Annotated in this window: 16 protein-coding genes; 1 reads left to right on the top strand and 15 read right to left on the bottom strand. The window is 68.9% G+C overall.

The genetic code is table 11. The features are described 5' to 3' along the window. The first annotated feature begins 195 nt into the window (after nucleotides 1–195). Nucleotides 196–561 (top strand): hypothetical protein, encoded by a 366-nt coding sequence (locus ACZK08_RS02740; RefSeq protein ID WP_053518868.1) that lies wholly within the window; start codon nucleotides 196–198, stop codon nucleotides 559–561. On the opposite strand, the gene pncB is transcribed toward ACZK08_RS02740, so the two are convergent. From pncB to ACZK08_RS02665, 15 genes are all read right to left on the bottom strand, one after another. After that, nucleotides 558–1,739, bottom strand: coding sequence for a nicotinate phosphoribosyltransferase (gene pncB, locus ACZK08_RS02735; protein ID WP_053518866.1), 1,182 nt, complete (start codon nucleotides 1,737–1,739; stop codon nucleotides 558–560). The two genes, ACZK08_RS02740 and pncB, sit on opposite strands and share 4 nt — an antisense overlap. 73 nt (nucleotides 1,740–1,812) lie before the next feature. After that, on the bottom strand, nucleotides 1,813–2,652 hold the full coding sequence (locus tag ACZK08_RS02730; protein ID WP_065182821.1) for a glycosyltransferase family 2 protein: 840 nt from the start codon (nucleotides 2,650–2,652) through the stop codon (nucleotides 1,813–1,815). After that, nucleotides 2,649–3,500 (bottom strand): glycosyltransferase family 2 protein, encoded by an 852-nt coding sequence (locus ACZK08_RS02725; protein ID WP_065182822.1) that lies wholly within the window; start codon nucleotides 3,498–3,500, stop codon nucleotides 2,649–2,651. The genes ACZK08_RS02730 and ACZK08_RS02725 overlap by 4 nt, the downstream gene beginning before the upstream one ends. Nucleotides 3,501–3,632: 132 nt before the next feature. Further along, on the bottom strand, nucleotides 3,633–5,834 hold the full coding sequence (gene gspD / locus ACZK08_RS02720) for a type II secretion system secretin GspD (RefSeq protein ID WP_065182823.1): 2,202 nt from the start codon (nucleotides 5,832–5,834) through the stop codon (nucleotides 3,633–3,635). A gap of 9 nt (nucleotides 5,835–5,843) precedes the next feature. Continuing rightward, complete coding sequence (locus ACZK08_RS02715; protein WP_478452434.1) at nucleotides 5,844–6,644, bottom strand: hypothetical protein; 801 nt, start codon at nucleotides 6,642–6,644, stop codon at nucleotides 5,844–5,846. Next, nucleotides 6,634–7,332 carry a type II secretion system protein GspM gene (gene gspM, locus ACZK08_RS02710; RefSeq protein ID WP_065182825.1) on the bottom strand — a complete coding sequence of 233 codons (699 nt, stop codon included), beginning with the start codon at nucleotides 7,330–7,332 and terminating at the stop codon, nucleotides 6,634–6,636. Before gspM ends, ACZK08_RS02715 begins: the two co-directional genes overlap by 11 nt. Then, nucleotides 7,313–8,470, bottom strand: a complete 1,158-nt coding sequence (locus ACZK08_RS02705; protein ID WP_065182826.1) for a PilN domain-containing protein — start codon at nucleotides 8,468–8,470, stop codon at nucleotides 7,313–7,315. The genes gspM and ACZK08_RS02705 overlap by 20 nt, the downstream gene beginning before the upstream one ends. Beyond that, nucleotides 8,467–9,330: a type II secretion system minor pseudopilin gene (locus tag ACZK08_RS02700; protein ID WP_065182827.1), complete on the bottom strand. Its 864-nt coding sequence runs from the start codon at nucleotides 9,328–9,330 to the stop codon at nucleotides 8,467–8,469. The genes ACZK08_RS02705 and ACZK08_RS02700 overlap by 4 nt, the downstream gene beginning before the upstream one ends. Then, nucleotides 9,327–9,959, bottom strand: coding sequence for a type II secretion system protein J (locus ACZK08_RS02695; protein WP_065175843.1), 633 nt, complete (start codon nucleotides 9,957–9,959; stop codon nucleotides 9,327–9,329). Before ACZK08_RS02695 ends, ACZK08_RS02700 begins: the two co-directional genes overlap by 4 nt. Beyond that, the gene (gene xpsI, locus ACZK08_RS02690; RefSeq protein ID WP_053520017.1) at nucleotides 9,956–10,372 is read right to left on the bottom strand and encodes a type II secretion system protein XpsI; all 417 of its coding nucleotides are present in this window, start codon (nucleotides 10,370–10,372) and stop codon (nucleotides 9,956–9,958) included. Before xpsI ends, ACZK08_RS02695 begins: the two co-directional genes overlap by 4 nt. Continuing rightward, nucleotides 10,372–10,866, bottom strand: coding sequence for a type II secretion system protein XpsH (gene xpsH, locus ACZK08_RS02685; RefSeq protein WP_053520018.1), 495 nt, complete (start codon nucleotides 10,864–10,866; stop codon nucleotides 10,372–10,374). The genes xpsI and xpsH overlap by 1 nt, the downstream gene beginning before the upstream one ends. Nucleotides 10,867–10,872: 6 nt before the next feature. Continuing rightward, entirely contained in the window at nucleotides 10,873–11,316 is a 444-nt protein-coding gene (gspG, locus tag ACZK08_RS02680; protein ID WP_053520019.1) for a type II secretion system major pseudopilin GspG, read from the bottom strand. 48 nt (nucleotides 11,317–11,364) lie between these two features. Further along, nucleotides 11,365–12,585, bottom strand: a complete 1,221-nt coding sequence (xpsF, locus tag ACZK08_RS02675; RefSeq protein ID WP_065182828.1) for a type II secretion system protein XpsF — start codon at nucleotides 12,583–12,585, stop codon at nucleotides 11,365–11,367. A gap of 24 nt (nucleotides 12,586–12,609) precedes the next feature. Beyond that, a complete protein-coding gene (gene gspE / locus ACZK08_RS02670; protein WP_111186337.1) occupies nucleotides 12,610–14,331 on the bottom strand; it encodes a type II secretion system ATPase GspE in 1,722 nt (573 codons plus the stop codon). A 140-nt stretch (nucleotides 14,332–14,471) separates the two neighbouring features. Next, the gene (locus tag ACZK08_RS02665; RefSeq protein ID WP_065182835.1) at nucleotides 14,472–16,325 is read right to left on the bottom strand and encodes a S8 family peptidase; all 1,854 of its coding nucleotides are present in this window, start codon (nucleotides 16,323–16,325) and stop codon (nucleotides 14,472–14,474) included. Nucleotides 16,326–16,365: the final 40 nt, after the last annotated feature.

Genomic DNA, 16,365 nt, shown 5'->3' with positions numbered 1-16,365 from the left:
TGGGGGAACGACAGCAGATGACGTCTTCGACCCCGGTGGCGGGCGCGCCTGAAAGAGGCTGTTTTCAGCCGGCCAGCGCCTTATTTGATGCGCATCACTCTTTGTTGGTGATGGCCCTAGCAGATTCGGATTTTGCCTATTAAAGGCCGTCCGGAGCTGTCGCTAACTAGGACACACCGAACCAGAGAACGTGTCATGAGGACTTCCCTTCTGCTGTGCGTGGCCCTGATGTCCGTCAGTGCGCTGGCCCAGGCCAGCAGTGGCAGCATCCGGTTCAGCGGCCGCATCGCCGAGCCGGGTTGCACGACGGCCCTGTCCCAGGGCGAGCTGAGCCTGGCGGCCTGCCCGCCGTCAGCCAAGGGCTCGACGGTGGCGGTGACCGCGGTGGGCGACAGCCAGGCCGCGACGCTGCGCGATGGCAAGCGCCATGGCCAGCAGCTGGCCGTGTCGGCCAGCGCCATGCGCGTCGGCGACATCGCCTTCTCCGAGCGCTACCGCGTGGAAGCGCCGCAGCAGCAACCGCTGCGGGGCGCCTACCTGGTGGTGGTCGACTACCTTTAAGCCGGGTCCGGCAGTTCAAAGACCTGGCGCAGGTAGGCCAGGTAGCCGGGGTCGTCGCACATGCTCTTGCCCGGCGAATCGCTGAGCTTGGCCACCGGCTGGCCGTTGCAGCGGACCATCTTGATGACGATGTTCAATGGCGTCGGGCCTAGATCGTTGGTCAGGTGGGTGCCGACGCCGAAGGCCACCTGGCAGCGACCGCGGAAATAGTCGTACAGGCGCATCACCTTGGCGATGTCGAGCCCATCGCTGAACACCAGCACCTTGCTGCGCGGATCGACCCGGCGCTGCTGGAAATGCGCCAGCATGCGGTCGCCCCAGTCGAACGGATCGCCCGAGTCATGGCGCACGCCGTCGAACAGCTTGCAGAAATACATGTCGAAGTCGCGCAGGAAGGCGTCCAGGCCGACCACGTCGGACAGCGCGATGCCCAGGTCACCGCGGTACTCGCGTGCCCATGACTCCAATGCCGCCACCTGCGAATCGCGCAGCCGCGGCCCCAGCGCCTGGAATGCCTGCAGGTACTCGTGCGCCATCGTGCCGTGCGGGGTCATGCCGTACAGCCGGGCGAAATGCACGTTGCTGGTGCCGACCAGCTGCGGGCCGAGCGCATCGCGCAGCAGCGGCAGCAGGCGCGCATGCCAGTCGCGCGAGTAGCGACGGCGGCTGCCATAGTCGGCGATGCGGCATTGCTCGAAGCCGGGGGTGTCGCGCAGCAGCGCGGCCTTGGCCTGCAGGCGGCGCTCGCCCTCGGCGAAGTCGGGCGTGGTGGTGTTGCGGAACCAGACTTCGTTGATGATGGCCAGCAGCGGCACTTCAAACAGGATCGTATGCAGCCAGGGCCCGGTGATGTCCAGTTCGATCTCGCCGGGCACCCGGGTCGAGGCACGCAGCTGGATGTACTTGCGGTCCAGGTGGAACAGGCCGAGGAAATCGGCGAAATCGGGCTTCACGAAGCGCAGGCCACGCATGTAATCCAGCTCGGCGTCGCTGAAGCGCAGGCTGCACAGGTGGTCGATCTCTTCATCGATCTGGTCGATGAAGCGGGCCAGGTCGATGCCGGGCGTGCGGCATTTGAACCGGTACTGCACCTGGGCGCCGGGATGCTGGTGCAGCACCGCCTGCATCATGGTGAACTTGTACAGATCGGTGTCGAGCAGGGACTGGATGATAGGCATGAGGCGGATTATGCGCCCGGCGGGGTGAACCGGGGGGCCCGCCCATGCGCGCCGCCGCCGGACACGCTCGACACTACAGGGATCTGCGCAGCAGTCTCGGCACCAGCAGCAGCGCGTGTGCCCAGATCGCCCCCCAGACCGCCACCTGCACCAGCAACGAGCGCTGTGGCGCCTCGAACCTGCGGAAGTAACGCCACAATCCGCGGTGCTTGTGCCACTCGACGAAGAAGGGCCGCGAACGGCTGGACACGCCGCGGACATGGGTGACCTGCAGGTCGTTGGCGATCGCCACCACCGCGCCCGCCTCACGCGCGCGCCGGCACAGGTCCAGGTCCTCGGCGTGCAACCGGTAACCGGCGTCCCAGCCACCGAGACGATCAAACAGCGTCCGCGGCATCAGCAGCAGCGCGCCGGACAGCGCCGGCACCGGCTGCAGCGTCTTTGCCGGATCGCGCGGAATAGCCAGTTTCGAGCCGCTGCCCGGCGAGCGCAGCATGGCCAGGAAATCCGGATCACGGCGGCGCACCGCCTCATCGGCATGGCCGTGCTCATCCACCTGCTCGACCCCGAGCAGACAGTCACCGAGCACGTGTGCGCGATCGCGCAGCCTGGCCAGGGTTTCCGGCTCGACCATCAGGTCCGGGTTGATGAACGCCAGCCACGGGCTGTGCGAATCGGCCGCGCCCTGGTTGTTGGCGGCGGCGAAGCCCGGATTGTCCGGGTTGCCGATGAAGCGCACGCGCGGGTCGTGGCTGGCGTGCCGCTGCACGATATCCAGCGTGCCATCCACCGAACCGTTGTCGATCACCCGGATTTCCGCCACATCCTGCGACTGGCGCAGCCGCGACAGGCAGGCATCGATGGTGCTGCCGCTCTGGTAGGTAACGACGATGGCGGCAATGGCGGCATTCAAGCGGTTGGCTCCGACGCGGACGGGACGAACAGATCGCCCTGTTCGCGCGGCATTATCGCCTGCCGCATCCGCTGCTGCAGGTCCGCGCGCAGTTCGAGCAGCGGATCGTGCATCAGGAAGTCGGCCAGGCGTGGCACCCAGCCAGGCCACCGCGCGGCCAACGCCTCCAGATCGCCATCGCGGCTGACCGCTTCGCCGGCGCGGCTGACGAACGCGTTCTCGCACAGCACGTTGCGCCAGCCCAGGCCCGCCATGCGCAGGCTCAGATCGACCAGCGCAGCGTTCCAGCCGGCGTAGCTTTCCACGTCCAGTCCGCCGGCACGGCGACGTGCATTGCCGCGCACCAGTACCGCATGCGTGACCGCCGATGGCAGCTCCGGGTGCAGGGTCGGCAGTGCGGCGCAGGTCTGCGCCAGCAGCGCAGTATCGGTGGGCTCGGCATTGATCTCGCCCAGCCGGGGCCAGGCCGCGGTCTCGCCTGCATTGCACCAGGGCGTGGCGGTGGCAATGGCCGCATCGCGGGCGAAGGCGTCCTGCAGCTGCTGCAGCCATCCCGGCGCCGGTACGCTGTCCGGTGCCAGCACGGCCACATCGAGCCCCTCGCAGGCACGCAGCATTTCATCCAGATGGGCCACCTCGCCCAGCGGCCGGGCGCGGCGGGTGTACTCGGCCTGCAGTGGCGTGTTCGCCAGCCAGTGCTCGACGACCGCCTGAGCGCGTGGTCCGGTCTGGGCATCGTCGGCCAACCAGACCGCGGTACCCGGTGCCGTACCGGCATCAAGTGCGGCCAGACACCGGTCCAGCGCCGCATCGTCCACGCACAGCGGCAACAACACGATCGCCCCCATCCCGCCTCCGTGGTTGTCGGTGGCCACAGCGTAGCACCGGGAGGGTGTTGGCCGGGTTGCACCCGGCACGTGCAGAGGCCGGAGCCGAAGCAGGGTTCATGGAAACGGCGGGCGTCGCCCCGCCGTAACCCCCTACTTCTTTGCGCGCGGCTGGTTCAGCGGCTCCATCGCCCGGAAACGCTCGCTGTACTCGTCGGTCAACGTGCGCGCTTCCTGCGCATTGCGAACGATGCTGGGCGTCAGCAGCACGATCACCTCCGAACGACGGCTGGTGCGGCTCTTCTGCCCGAACAGTGCGCCGATCACCGGAACCCGGCTCAGGCCGGGAATGCCGCTGCTGCCATCGGTGGCCGAGTCGGTGATGAGGCCGGCCAGCATGATGGTGTCGCCGCTCTGTACGGCGGCCTCGGTAGCCAGCTTCTTGGTGGAAATGCGCGGGTTGCAGTTGCGCTCCTGCGGATTGCAGTTCTCCGGCACATCCGACGCGCTGCTGACCTCCTGCACGATGTCCAGGAACACCGTGCCGTCGCGGGTCACGCGCGGGCGCACCTTCAGGATCACGCCGGTATCGATGTACTGCACCGAGCTGTAGCTGCTGGTGCCGACGCCGGTGTTCACCGTGGTGGTGCTGATCGGCACCTTGTCACCCACGTTGAGCGTGGCCTCGGCGTTGTTGCGCACGAACACCGACGGGGTCTGCAGCAGTCGCACATCGGTGACCTTGTCCAGCGCGCTCACCACCGCTGCACCATTGTGGCCGGTGAACGCCCAACCCAGGCCTTCGCCGCCGGTCGCAGCACCGGCGAAGCTGCTCCAGGAGCCACCCGCCGCGGCCGGCAAGGTCACACCGCTCAAGGCTCCGGTCAGTGCACGCCCGGCCACGGCGTTGTCGAAGAACCAGTTCACGCCGTACTTCAGGTCGCCATCCAGAGCGACCTCGGCCACCTGGGCTTCGATATGTACCTGCAGTGGCATCACGTCCAGCTTCTCGATCACCTCGCGGATCGAGCGCCAGGCCTGCGGCGTCGCGCGCACCAGCAGCGTATTGGTTTCCTCCACCGCCGACACGCCGACCCGGTCGCCTTCCACTTCCAGGCTGACGCTGACGTTGCCGGACTGGCGCTGCGGCAGGTTCAAGCTGCCATTACCGCCACTGGAACTGCTGCCCGGGGTCGAGCCGAAGCTGCTGCTGTTGTTGCTGTCGATGCCACGGTCGCTGTCGCTGTCCAGCTGCGACGGAATGGCACCCGGGGCCAGCGATGCAGGGCTCGAGCCGCCCCGCTTGCCGCTGCTGGCGAACGCCTCGCTGAGCCGCTCGGCAAGATCGCGCGCCTTGATGTAGCGCAGCTCATGGGAGAACAGGCGAGCACTGCCACCGGCCGTATCGATGCGGTCCAGCCATTGCTGGATCTGGTCCAGGTAGCGCACCTGCGGGGTGATCACCAGGACCGCGTTGGCGTTTTCCAGCGGCAGGAAGCGGAACATGCCGGCGCTGGGCGTCTTGCTTTCCTCGCCGAACACCTTCTCCAGGTCGCTGGCAACCTGCTCGGCCTTGCCGGACGTGATCGGGAACACGCCCACCGACATGCCCGACAGCCAGTCCACATCGAAGATCTCGACCGTGCGCAGGTAGTTCTCCAGCTCGGCACGGGTGCCGCCGAGGGTGATCACGTTGCGGCCGCTGTCGACGTTGACGATGGCGTTGGGCCGCGCGTACGGCTCCAGCACCTTCTTCATCTCGGTGGCGGAGATGAACTGCAGCGGCACCACCCGGACCTCGAAACCGCGCGCGCTGGAGGCCGGTGCGGTGCTCGGCGCGACAGTGCCGGCCAGCGCCTGGTCGGCGGCAACGATGTTGTAGCGCCCGCCGCTGTACACCATGCGCGCGTTGTTCCAGCCCAGCACCATCTCCAGCAGGTTCAGCGCCTGTGCCGGCGAGACCGGCTTGGGCGTGGCCAACGTGACCGTGCCCTGCACCCCCGGCGCGATCACATAGTTCTGGCCCAGCATGTCACCGAGGATCGCCTTGACCACGGCATGCAGCGATTCGCCCTCGAAGTTGAACGTGGCGCTGCCGGTGCCGGCCGCATGCAATGCCGGCGACGGTGCGCGCGCGGCCTCGCGATTGATCATCGTGCCGGTGCCACGGCGGATGACCGCCTGCGGTGCCCCCTGGCTGTCGGCCGCCGCATCGGCCTGGACGTCCGCTGCGGCCTGGCCGGCGCTGGCCGCAGGTTGCAGGGCGCCCTTGCGCTGCACATGGGGGCTGGAGACGGTACCGCAGCCCACCAGCAGCGCGAGCACGAAGGACCAAGGAAGAAAACGCAGGCTCATGCTCTCACTCTACCGGTTGGCGCCATTGCCCGAAGGCGGCGGCGACTGTTGGTGCTGTTGCTGTTGTTGTTGCAGCTGGCGGCGGCGGGCCTGGATGCGCTCGCGGATGGCCTGCATCTGCGCTTCGCTGGGCCCGTTGCTGTTGGCCGGCGGCGGGGGTGCGGCAGCAGACGCCGGCGCGGGTGTGGCGTCGGCTGCACGTTGCGGTGCGGTCGCCGCCTGTGCCGGCGCGGCCTGCGCCGGCAGCGGCACTACCGGCGGTGGCACCGGCACGCCCGGTGCGGGTGCACCGGCACTGCCGCGCAGGACCGTCGGTGGCTCCCCGCCCTGCCCGTTGAACACGGCAAGTTCCAGCACCTGGCTGCCGCCCGGGCCGATCACCGTCGCCTGGCGGGGCTGCAGCGCGACCAGCTGCCAACCGTCGACCGCGTCACCATTGAGGCGCAGGCGCAGCGAGCGGTTCTGCTCCGTACTGAACGTGGCCAGGCCGAAGTCGTCCGTGAGCAGCACACCGGTCAGGCGCAATGCGGCACTGGCGCTGGGTTCACTGCCGCCCAGCAGGTAAGGGCGCGGCCTGCGGTCTTCGGCGAACAGCGGACGCGCGGCGATGGCGCTGTAGCTGTCCGCACTGGCCATCCGTTCCGGAGCGAACGCCGGCAGCACCGGCAGTGCTGCCGCGGGGTCGGCGTCGGCCCCGCCGGCCGGCAGGCGACTGCCCAGTCCGAAACCGGTGGCCAGCCATATCGCGGCGGACCAGCCGGCCAGGGCCAGCAGGAAACCGGTGCGCAGGCTGATGGGCTCACGTTTCATCGGCGACCTCCTCTCCCTCGGCGGCCGCCGGTGGCGGCGGCTCGACCGGGGCCGGGGCGGCCGCGGCGGGCTCCGCTGCGGGAGGTACTGCCGCAGCGCCACTGGCGGCACCGCGCAACAGGTAGCCGGCCAGTTCGAAGGAGACGTCCAGGCCCAGCCCGGATTCGTTCGGCGACTGCTGGAAGCGCTGCGCGATGAGATTGAGGTTGTCCACGAACAACCGCGGGCTGCCGGTTTCCAGGCTGTGCAGCACGGTCGCCAGTTCCGCCACGCCGCAGCGCAGGCGTACCTGCATGGCGACACGGACGAACTCGGCATCACGGCGATTGTCGGTCAGCGGCGTGCGATTGCTGATGGTGCAGCTGCGGTTGCCGGGGCTTGCAGTGGCCACCGCATCCTGCAGGCGCGCGCCGAGCGCGGCGGCCGCGGCTTCGGCGGTGGCCTCCTGCAGGAAGCCGGGTTGCCGTTGCAAGGCTTCACGGGTGGCGCGCAGCCGCTGTTCGATCTGGGGCTGCTGCTGCAGCTGCGCCTGCACGCGCTGCTGGCGCTCGCGCAGGGCCGCGACATCGGCATCGATCTCGCGCAGCGGCTGGGTGAACCAAGGGTGCACCAGCAACAGGTAAGCCAGGCCCAGCACCGCCAGCAGCAGCGCCAGCGCCAGCCAGCGGTCACGGCGTGCGCTTGGCATCGGCCGCCTCCGGAGTCGCTGCTGTCGGCGTTGCCGGTGCCGCCGCGGGCAACGGCTGAAGTTCGGCAGTCATGGTGAAGCGATCCCGGCCGCTGCCGGCGCCGTCCGCCTGCAGCACACCGGTCAGGTTGACCTTGCGCCATTGCGGAGCATCCTGCAGCAGCTGCACCAGCTGCGAGGCTTCGCGGCTGAGCCCGATCAGCTGCAGGCCGTTGTTCTCGATGGCCAGCTTCTCCAGATAGGTGCCTTCGGGCAGACGGCGGGTCAGCTCGTTCCAGATTTCCACCGTGCCGGCATGCTGGCGGCGCTGCGACTCCAGGAAGGCCGCGCCGTCGATCAGTGCCTGCAGCTGGGCGCGTTCACTGGCGACACCCCGGGCACTGCGCGCGCTGCGTTCGACGTCCGCACGCAGTGCGTCGGCGGCGGCGCGGCGGTTGTCCAGCAACTGCAGTCCAGCCAGTACCAGCATCACCAGCGCGGCCAGGGCCAGCAGCAGGTTCCAGCGCCGCATCGGATCGGGCCGCGACTGGCGCTGGGCGCTCGGCAACAGGTTGACCTGCAGCGTGCCAGCCTGTGCATCGATCGCGTCGACGCCGGCCAGGGCATCGCCCCACTCGCCCACGCTGGCACGCCAGGCCTCCATCTGGCGCAGCGGCCAGGCCACCAGTTCGACCTGCAGCTGGCCTTCCCCTGCCGCGCCCAGTTCACGCACGTCATAGCTGACCTGGCTGGCCTCGAACGGGGTCTGCCGGTCGATCTCATAACCGACCACCGCGTGCAGCCGGTCGCCGGCCGCCGCCGGCAGCCGCAGGGTGCGCCGCAGGACCCGTTCCACCGGCAGCAGCCAGAATCGCGGCAGGCTGCGCAGGCGCGGCTCCAGCACGCGATCCAGTGCAGCCGGAGACGAAGGCCATGGCAGGGTGACCACCGCCTCGCGGCGCTCGCCCGCTTCGCGCCAGACCTGCAGCTGGTCACCCTCGCGCTGCACCAGCAACCGTGCCTGGGCCCAGCCCAGCGCCCATTGCCAACGCGCCGGCACCCACGCCAGCAACGAGTGCCGCCACCAGCGCAGGAAACGGCCGGCGCCAGGACCGATCTGGCCCTGCACCTGCCGCAGACTGTCCTGCCAAGCCGTCATCTTGCCGTCATTCCCTGCTCCCAGCGAAGCACTGTGTAGGACCGCCCGGGAATCCCCCCGGAGCCATTGCGAACCACTGCCTGCAACACCGACCTGCGTCCACTGCTGTCGATGACACGGGACTCGATACTATAGGTGCCGCTGCTGCTGGCAAGCGCTGAAGATCCATCCGCCGGATCGCCGTCACGCTCCGGCTGGTTCCGCTGCGCCAGCACGAGGTCGGCATCCAGGCCCAGCGCGGTCAGCACGGGAGCGCTGGCGAATCGCGGATCCGGTCGCGCCTGGCGGCTGTAGAGGGTCAGGTGCGGCAGCATCTTCCGGTACAGCGGCCCGTTCATGCCCAGCACCCGCTGCAGTTCGCCCAGCGTCTCGAAGCGCTTGTTGCGTGGCCCATACGGCAGCCCGGCCGCAGCGTAATCCTGTGCCTCGGCACCGCCGCCGGGCTGCAGCAGGCTGTCCTCGTCACGCCAGTCGACGATCGCGCCGGCCAGCTGACGCGCGTTGTCCACCGGTTCGCCAAGTGCCTGCAGAAATGCGGTCAGCAGCGCCACGTCGGCCAGGTTCAGGTTGATCTTGCCGTTCTCGTCCAGCACCTGGATCTCGATGCGGGCACCGTCGAACTGCCAGCGATAGGTGCGACCATCGGCCTGCCACGGCGCGCGCAGCGGATCCGGTGACAGCCGCATCAGTGCGTACTCAAGTCCCGCACGGGCACGCTCCTGGCCACGTGCATCGTCGTCGAGCACGCGCTCCTGCAGATGCTCGACGCGGGCGCTGAGCGCGAACGCGCCGACCAGTGCGGTCATCAGCGCGATCAACCACAGCACCAGCACCAGTGCGGCCCCGCGCGACCGCATCAACGCCCCCCTCCACCGCCGCCCAGGCGGGGGGCCACCACCAGGGGCGGCCATGCGGCACCACGGACCGGCACGATCCGCAGTTCCACCAGCAGAGGCAGGCGACGGGTGTCTTCCCAGCGCGGCAGCCACTCGGTCATCTGCCCGCTGCCGGCATCGATGCCGCGATAGCGCATCTCCACCGCTTGCAGGCCATCCACCAGCACCTCGGGCGGGCGTGGTGGCGTTTCGGCGATGCGCTCGCCCTCCTGCAGCAGGACCAAGTCCAGCAGCAGACGCTGCTGCCCGGCCTTGCCGTCCACCTGCAGCGCATGCAGATAGGGCCCGCCGCGTCCGAGGTAGCCTGGCAGATCGGCGACGAACAGCATCCGTTGCTCTTCGCCCAGGAAGAACACCGGCTCGCGGGTCGGGTCTGGCACTTCCAGCGGGCTGCGCATCGCCCCGGCCAGCTGTCGCCGCAGCAGGGCCTGCACCGCGCGCATCCGCTCGCTTTCGGCGGCGATCTGTTCACCCCGCTGGCTGACCGCCATCGCCGAGCGCACGCTGGCGAACGCCAGCGCCAGGCCACCGGCAAGCAGCACGGTCGCCAGCATCACCTCAACCAGAGTGAATCCCGCAGCGCTCCGCTTCATCGCGCGCGCTCCAGGTCCGGCGGCAGCAGGCGCAGGCTGCGCCAGCGCAGCTGTTCGCGCTCGCCATCGCCCCACCGCACCTGCAACTGCAGTTCGGCCAGCCACGGGGCACCCGGCGACTGCGTGGCCGCGGCGTTGCCGGCGCGTGGCTCGGTCCAGGGCTGCACCTGCAGCTCCCAGCGATAGCGCCCGTTTTCCCAGTCGCCCTGCTGCTGCCCCACCTGCAGCGGCGCATCCACGCCCGCCGCAGCCAGCAGCGATTGCGCATGCAGGACGGCGCGCGTGCGCAGTTCGGCCTCGCGCACCTGCCTGGCACCGCCGGACAGGCTGCCCAACAGCAGGGTCAGCGCCAGCCCGAGCAGAGCGAAGGCCACGATCACCTCCAGCAGCGTGAAACCGCGCGCCCGCCGCATCACTGCGCCTGCCATGGGCCGGAGCGGACTTCACCGGTCAACCAGCCGACATCGATGCGCCATTCAGCGGCATCACGCTGCAGGCGGATGCGGCCGCCACTGGAACCGCCATCGGGATGGAACTCGATCACGCCCTGCCCCGGTGCAGTGGCCAGCTGCGCCGCACCTTCGAAACGCACCGTCAGCTGTGCCGGCACTTCACCCTGGCGCTGGTTCGCCCCCTGCCAGCGATGCCGTGCCGGCTCGATCACGAACCGCTGCGGTTCGCCGCGCGCGATCGCCTGTGCACGCACCATGCGCAGCTGGTTGGCGATGTCCTTGCCGGCGCTGCGCAGCTGCATGCCGGCGAAGCCACGCGACAGTCCCGCCGCGGTGATCAGGCCGATGGCCGCGATCAGCGCGATCACTAGCAGCATCTCCAGCAGCGACAGCCCCGCCGGGCGCCTGCCGTGCAGGCGCGGTCGGGGCAACCGGCGCGGCAGGAAATACGTCATGCGGGATTACGGCTGGTAGCGGATGTCGGCATCGACGCTGCTGCCACCGGCCTTGCCGTCCTTGCCCAGGCTGATCAGCTCATACGGCTGGCCTTCGCCGGGTGCGCGGTACTCCAGCGCGTGCCCCCACGGATCGTTGAGGTCGGCCGGCTTGGCGTACGGGCCGAGCCAACCGCCAACGCCGGCCGGTGCGGTCACCAGATCGGTGAGCGCGCCCGGCAGCTTGCCGGTATCGATCTGGTAGTTGTCGATCTTGGATGCCACGGTCTGCACCTGCGCCTTGGCGATGTTGGCCTTGCCCCGGTCGGCACCGCCCAGCACGCGGCTGGCCACCAGGGTCAGCACCGCGCCGATCAACACGATGACGATGATGATCTCCAGCAGGCTCATGCCCGACTGGTGCCGCGCGGCGGTGAAGGACAGGCGGATGGGTCGACGGTTAGCGATCATGATCGGTCCTTTCGGTTGCGTTGGGTCGAAGTGCGGAAGAGTCCATCGTCAACCGATGGCATTGGTCAGGTCGTACAGCGGGACCAGCACGGCGACGATGACCGCACCGACCACCGAAGCCAGCACAAGGGTGATCGCCGGGACCATCGCCGCCAGCAGGCGATCGATGCGCCGGGCGCTGTCCTGCTCGAAGGTATCCGCGGCCTTCAGCAGCATGGTATCCAGCGCGCCGGATTCCTCGCCGACCTGGATCATCTGCAGGGCAAGCCGCGGAAAGCGCTTGCCGCGCGACAGTGCCAGCGACAGGCCCGCACCGTTCTTGACCTCGTCGGCGGCGGTATCCACGTCGGCTGCCAGCGCGCGGTTGCCCAGTACGTTGCGGGCGATGCCCAGCGCACCCAGCAGCGGCACACCGTTACGCAGCAGCGTCCCCAGCGTGCGCGCCAGCCGTGCGGTTTCCAGCTCGCCGAGCAGGCGGCCGATGCTGCGCCGTTGCAGCAGCCAGCCGTCGAGGGCCAGCCGGAAGGCCGGCTGCCGCAGCTTGCGCTCGAACAGCAGGGCCAGCACGCCCGGTACCACCAGCAGCAGGATCCACCAGTCGCGCACGAACAGGCCCAGCTGCAGCACGGCATTGGTGAACCACGGCAGCGCCACGTCCAGGCTCTCGTACATCTGCGCGAACTGCGGCACGACGTAACCCAGCAGGAACAGCAGCGCGCCGCCCACCACCACCAGCAGGATGGCCGGGTAGACCAGCGCATTGATCACCTTGCCCTGCAGCGCACGCGCACGCTCAAGGTAATCGGCCAGCCGCTGCAGGGTCTCGTGCAGGCTGCCGCCGGCCTCGCCGGCACGCACCATGTTCACGTACAGGCGCGAGAACAGGCCATGCTGGCGCTCCAGCGCGGTCGACAGCGGCGCACCACCGCGCACCACGTCGCGGATGTCGGTGATCGCACGACGCGAGCGCTCGTCCTCGGGCAGGCCCAGCAGGATCGACAGCGCGCGATCCAGCGGTTGGCCGGCGCCGAGCAGGGTCGCCAGCTGCTGGGTGAACTGCAGCAGCGCCGGGCCCTGCAGCGGGCGCTGGTGGAACAGATTGCGCCAGCTGCCCCCGCCGATGGACCCCGCATCGGCCAGCTGGGTTTCCATCGGCAGATGCCCCTGGTCCTGCAGGCGCGCGATCAGGTCGGGCTCGCTGGCCGCTTCCATCTGCCCGTCGAAGATCTCGCCATGCGGATTGAGGGCCTTGTAGCGGTAGTTCGGCATGTCAGCCCCGGGCTCCGGCGCGCATCAGCTCTCCTCCGTCACACGCAGGACTTCCTCAATGGTCGTCTGCCCGGCAAGGGCCTTGGCCAGGCCATCCTCGTACATGGTGCGCATGCCGCCTTCGCGCGCGATGCGCTCCAGCTCGCCCATGCCATCGCGGCGCATCACCGCGCGCCGCAGCGCGTCGTTCATCACCAGGAATTCCATGATGGTGGTGCGGCCCAGGTAGCCGGTCGGTGCCAGTGCCGAGGGACGCGGCCGGTACAGGTGAATCGCCCCCTCCGGCTGCAGGCGGCGCAGCTCGAAACGATCGATCTCTTCCGGTGACGCCGGGTAGCGCTCGGCGTGGGTCGGTTCCAGGCGGCGCACCAGACGCTGCGCGAGGATGCCGTTGATGGTGGAAGTCAGCAGATAGTCCTCCACACCCATGTCGAGCAGCCGGGTGATGCCACCGGCGGCATTGTTGGTATGCAGGGTGGACAGCACCAGATGGCCGGTCAGCGCCGACTGGATCGCGATGCGCGCGGTCTCCAGATCGCGCATTTCGCCGATCATGATGATGTCCGGATCCTGGCGCACGATGCTGCGCAGCGCATTGGCGAAGTCCAGGCCGATCTGCGGCTTGGCCTGGATCTGGTTGATGCCTTCGATCTGGTACTCGACCGGGTCTTCGACCGTGATGATCTTGACGTCGGCGGTATTGAGCTGGCTCAACGCGGTGTACAGCGTCGTGGTCTTGCCCGAACCGGTCGGGCCGGTCACCAGCAGGATGCCGTGCGGCTGCTCCAGGACCTTGCGGAACTGCGGCAGGAATGCATCGGTGAAGCCAAGCCGATGGAAATCGAACACCACGGTTTCGCGGTCAAGCAGGCGCATCACCACGCTCTCGCCGTGTGCGGTCGGTACCGTGCTGACGCGAAGGTCCAGCTCCTTGCCCTGCACGCGCAGCATGATGCGGCCGTCCTGCGGCAGGCGGCGCTCGGCGATGTTGAGCCGGGCCATGATCTTGATGCGGCTGATGACCGCGGCGGTCAGGTTGGCGGGCGGGCTCTCGCCCTCCACCAGCACGCCGTCGACGCGGTAACGGACCTTCAGCCGGCTTTCGAAGGGCTCGACATGGATGTCCGAGGCACGCAGTTCCACCGCGCGCTGGATCACCAGGTTGACCAGGCGGATCACCGGCGCTTCCGAGGCCAGGTCACGCAGATGTTCGATGTCGTCCACCGCGCCGCCTTCACCATCGGCGGTTTCAACGATCGCCCCCATCGCGCTGCGGCCCTGGCCGAACCAGCGCTCGACCAGATCGTCGATCTCCGCCCGCATGCCCAGCACCGGCGTGACCGGCACGCCCAGTGCCAGCTGCACGGCCTGCTGCGGGTAGACATCGTGGGCATCGGCCAACCACAGCCGTACGCCGTGTTCATCCAGCGCCAGCGGACAGACGTGGAACTGCTTGAGGAAGCGCAGTGACAGCGGCAGGCCTTCGGCGAGGGACTGCGGCGGCGTCTCGGGCACCTGCTTGCCTTCCAGCAGTGGCAGGCCCAGCACATCCGCGCTGGCCTGCGCCTGGTCCCGCTCGGACACCAGCCCCAGGCGCACCAGCAGGCCGAGCAGGCTGCCGCCGGCCTCGGCATGCAGCGGCCGCGCCCGGGCCAGGTCTCCTTCCTTGAGCCGCCCACGCGCCAGCAGCGCATCCAGGATGCGGCTCTCGGCGTCGTCGGCAGTGGTTGCAGCGAGCGCGTTCACGTGACTCTCCTGTCGATCGGCCCGACTTTAGCAGTTAAGCCGTGGTTTCCGCCGCCATCGCGCCGCCTTTCGAAAAATGACAACGCCCGCCACCGCGGGGTGACGGGCGTCGCCAGTTCATCTACGACAGTGCGATGGCATTACTGCGTGGCGAGGATGGTCACCCCGCTGTAGGCGGCTTCACCCACCACCTTGACGTAGTACGTGCCGGCCACCGGCTTGTTGACGCGCACGGTTTCGGCGTTGCCCGCACGTGTGGACTTGGCATCGTTGTCGCTCGCGCTGGGCTCGCGGCCCTGGGCCAGGTACACCGACACGTTGCCACTGCCACCGTAGGTGATCACGCTCAGCGATTTGCCCGCCACCGCTTCGAAGCTGTACAGGGCACTGCCGCCGGTCGCACCGGACAGGCCGCCGACAGCGACCTTGTTGGTCAGCGGCGTGGCTACCGGGCCGCAGTCCTCGGTGCACGGTTCCTCCAGCGCCTTGGCCAGTGCGGCCTTGGCGTCGACGATGCCGGTACCGATCGGGGTCGCCGACGGGATGGCCACCGGGAACGGGCGTGCGGTTTCCTTGAGCAGGGTACGCATGGCTGCCGGAGCCAGCGGCTCCTTGCCATCGGCGATCAACGCGCTCTGCACCAGTGCCGCCACCGCCGCGACGTGCGGCGAGGCCATCGAGGTACCGCCCATGCCCATGTAGCTGTAGCTGCCCGAATCCGGCGTGGTCGCCGCGTCGGAACCTGCCTGCCAGACATAGCCACCCGGATTCCCGTCCACGCTGCCACCACCACCGGGGCCGGAAAGATCGACGCGGGTGCCGTAGTTGGAGTAGTAGGTGATGCCGCCGGTGATGCGGGTGGCCCCCACCGTCACCACACCAGCGCAGCTGGCAGGACGGTAATTGGACGCGTTGTCGGTCTCGTTGCCGGCGGCCACCACGACCGTGGTGCCGCGCGAGATCGCGCCATTGATCGCATCCTGGTAGGTGCCATCGCAGCTGCCGCTGCCACCCAGGCTCATGTTGATGACTTCGGCCGGGTTGGTATTGGCCGGAATGCCAGTCACGGTGCCACCGGAGGCCCAGGTGATGGCGTCGGCGATGTCGGAGAGGTAGCCGCCACACTTGCCGAGTACGCGGACCGGCAGCACCTTGGCCTTGTGCGCGACGCCGGCCATGCCGACACCGTTGTTGGTCTGCTCGGCCACGGTGCCGGCGACGTGCGTGCCGTGCCAGGAGCTGTCTTCAGCCAGCGAACCGGTGTAGCACTCGTTGTCGTTCTCGACCCAGTCGCCATAGTCCTGTGCGCCCGGTACACGGTCGTCGGTAGCGCGACGTGAGGTCTCGGCATCGCTGATGAAGTCGTAGCCCTCCAGCAGGTTGCCGACCAGATCCGGGTGCTGCGGCAGGATGCCGGTGTCGAGCACCGCCACCACCACGCCCTCGCCCTGCGAAACATCCCAGGCCGCCGGCGCGTTGATGCCGCCGGTCGCGTTGTGCAGGTGCCACTGGTACTGCTGGTAGTACTGGTCGTTCGGCACCAGCGCCGGCTGCACATCGCCCGCACGCAGTTCGCTGCGGCGCAGCTTCACGTCGGCCTCGGCGTACTGCACCGCCGGATCAGCCTTCAGCTCCTTCAGCACGCGCTGCAGTTCAGCCGGGGCCAGACGGCCCTGCAGGCGGATCACATCGGCGCCGACGCCGAGCTTGCGCACGACCTGCGGGCCCAGGGTACTGGCGCGCGCAGTGCCGCCGGACAGGCTGGCGCGGGTCAGCGCCGACTGCACCGTGGACAGCTTGGCCGAACGATCCAGCGCAGCGGCCGTGCCGGCGCGGTACTTGACGATGATGCGGTCGGTGCCCGGCTGTGCGGTGCGCGCCTGGCGCGCCGGTTCCTGCGTCGGCAACCCGGCGGCATGGACGGCACCGACGGCGGTCATCGACAGCACGGCGGCGGCAAGCACGTTGATGCGAAGGTTCTGCTTCTTGATCACGTCGAAATTCCTCTTCTGGGTCATGGATCGAACCAACACT

This window comes from Stenotrophomonas sp. 112478_Sma, from assembly GCF_056479905.1.
Note: the sequence above shows the minus strand (reverse complement) of the source record. Positions and strands in the feature narration are given on the sequence as shown.

What these genes read in the sequence shown, in the direction of transcription:
- ACZK08_RS02740 (WP_053518868.1), top strand. Translation starts at nt 196, where the DNA reads ATGAGGACTTCCCTTCTGCTGTGCGTGGCCCTGATGTCCGTCAGTGCG.
- pncB (WP_053518866.1), bottom strand. Translation starts at nt 1,739, where the DNA reads ATGCCTATCATCCAGTCCCTGCTCGACACCGATCTGTACAAGTTCACC.
- ACZK08_RS02725 (WP_065182822.1), bottom strand. Translation starts at nt 3,500, where the DNA reads ATGGGGGCGATCGTGTTGTTGCCGCTGTGCGTGGACGATGCGGCGCTG.
- gspD (WP_065182823.1), bottom strand. Translation starts at nt 5,834, where the DNA reads ATGAGCCTGCGTTTTCTTCCTTGGTCCTTCGTGCTCGCGCTGCTGGTG.
- ACZK08_RS02715 (WP_478452434.1), bottom strand. Translation starts at nt 6,644, where the DNA reads ATGAAACGTGAGCCCATCAGCCTGCGCACCGGTTTCCTGCTGGCCCTG.
- gspM (WP_065182825.1), bottom strand. Translation starts at nt 7,332, where the DNA reads ATGCCAAGCGCACGCCGTGACCGCTGGCTGGCGCTGGCGCTGCTGCTG.
- ACZK08_RS02705 (WP_065182826.1), bottom strand. Translation starts at nt 8,470, where the DNA reads ATGACGGCTTGGCAGGACAGTCTGCGGCAGGTGCAGGGCCAGATCGGT.
- ACZK08_RS02695 (WP_065175843.1), bottom strand. Translation starts at nt 9,959, where the DNA reads ATGAAGCGGAGCGCTGCGGGATTCACTCTGGTTGAGGTGATGCTGGCG.
- xpsI (WP_053520017.1), bottom strand. Translation starts at nt 10,372, where the DNA reads ATGCGGCGGGCGCGCGGTTTCACGCTGCTGGAGGTGATCGTGGCCTTC.
- xpsH (WP_053520018.1), bottom strand. Translation starts at nt 10,866, where the DNA reads ATGACGTATTTCCTGCCGCGCCGGTTGCCCCGACCGCGCCTGCACGGC.
- gspG (WP_053520019.1), bottom strand. Translation starts at nt 11,316, where the DNA reads ATGATCGCTAACCGTCGACCCATCCGCCTGTCCTTCACCGCCGCGCGG.
- xpsF (WP_065182828.1), bottom strand. Translation starts at nt 12,585, where the DNA reads ATGCCGAACTACCGCTACAAGGCCCTCAATCCGCATGGCGAGATCTTC.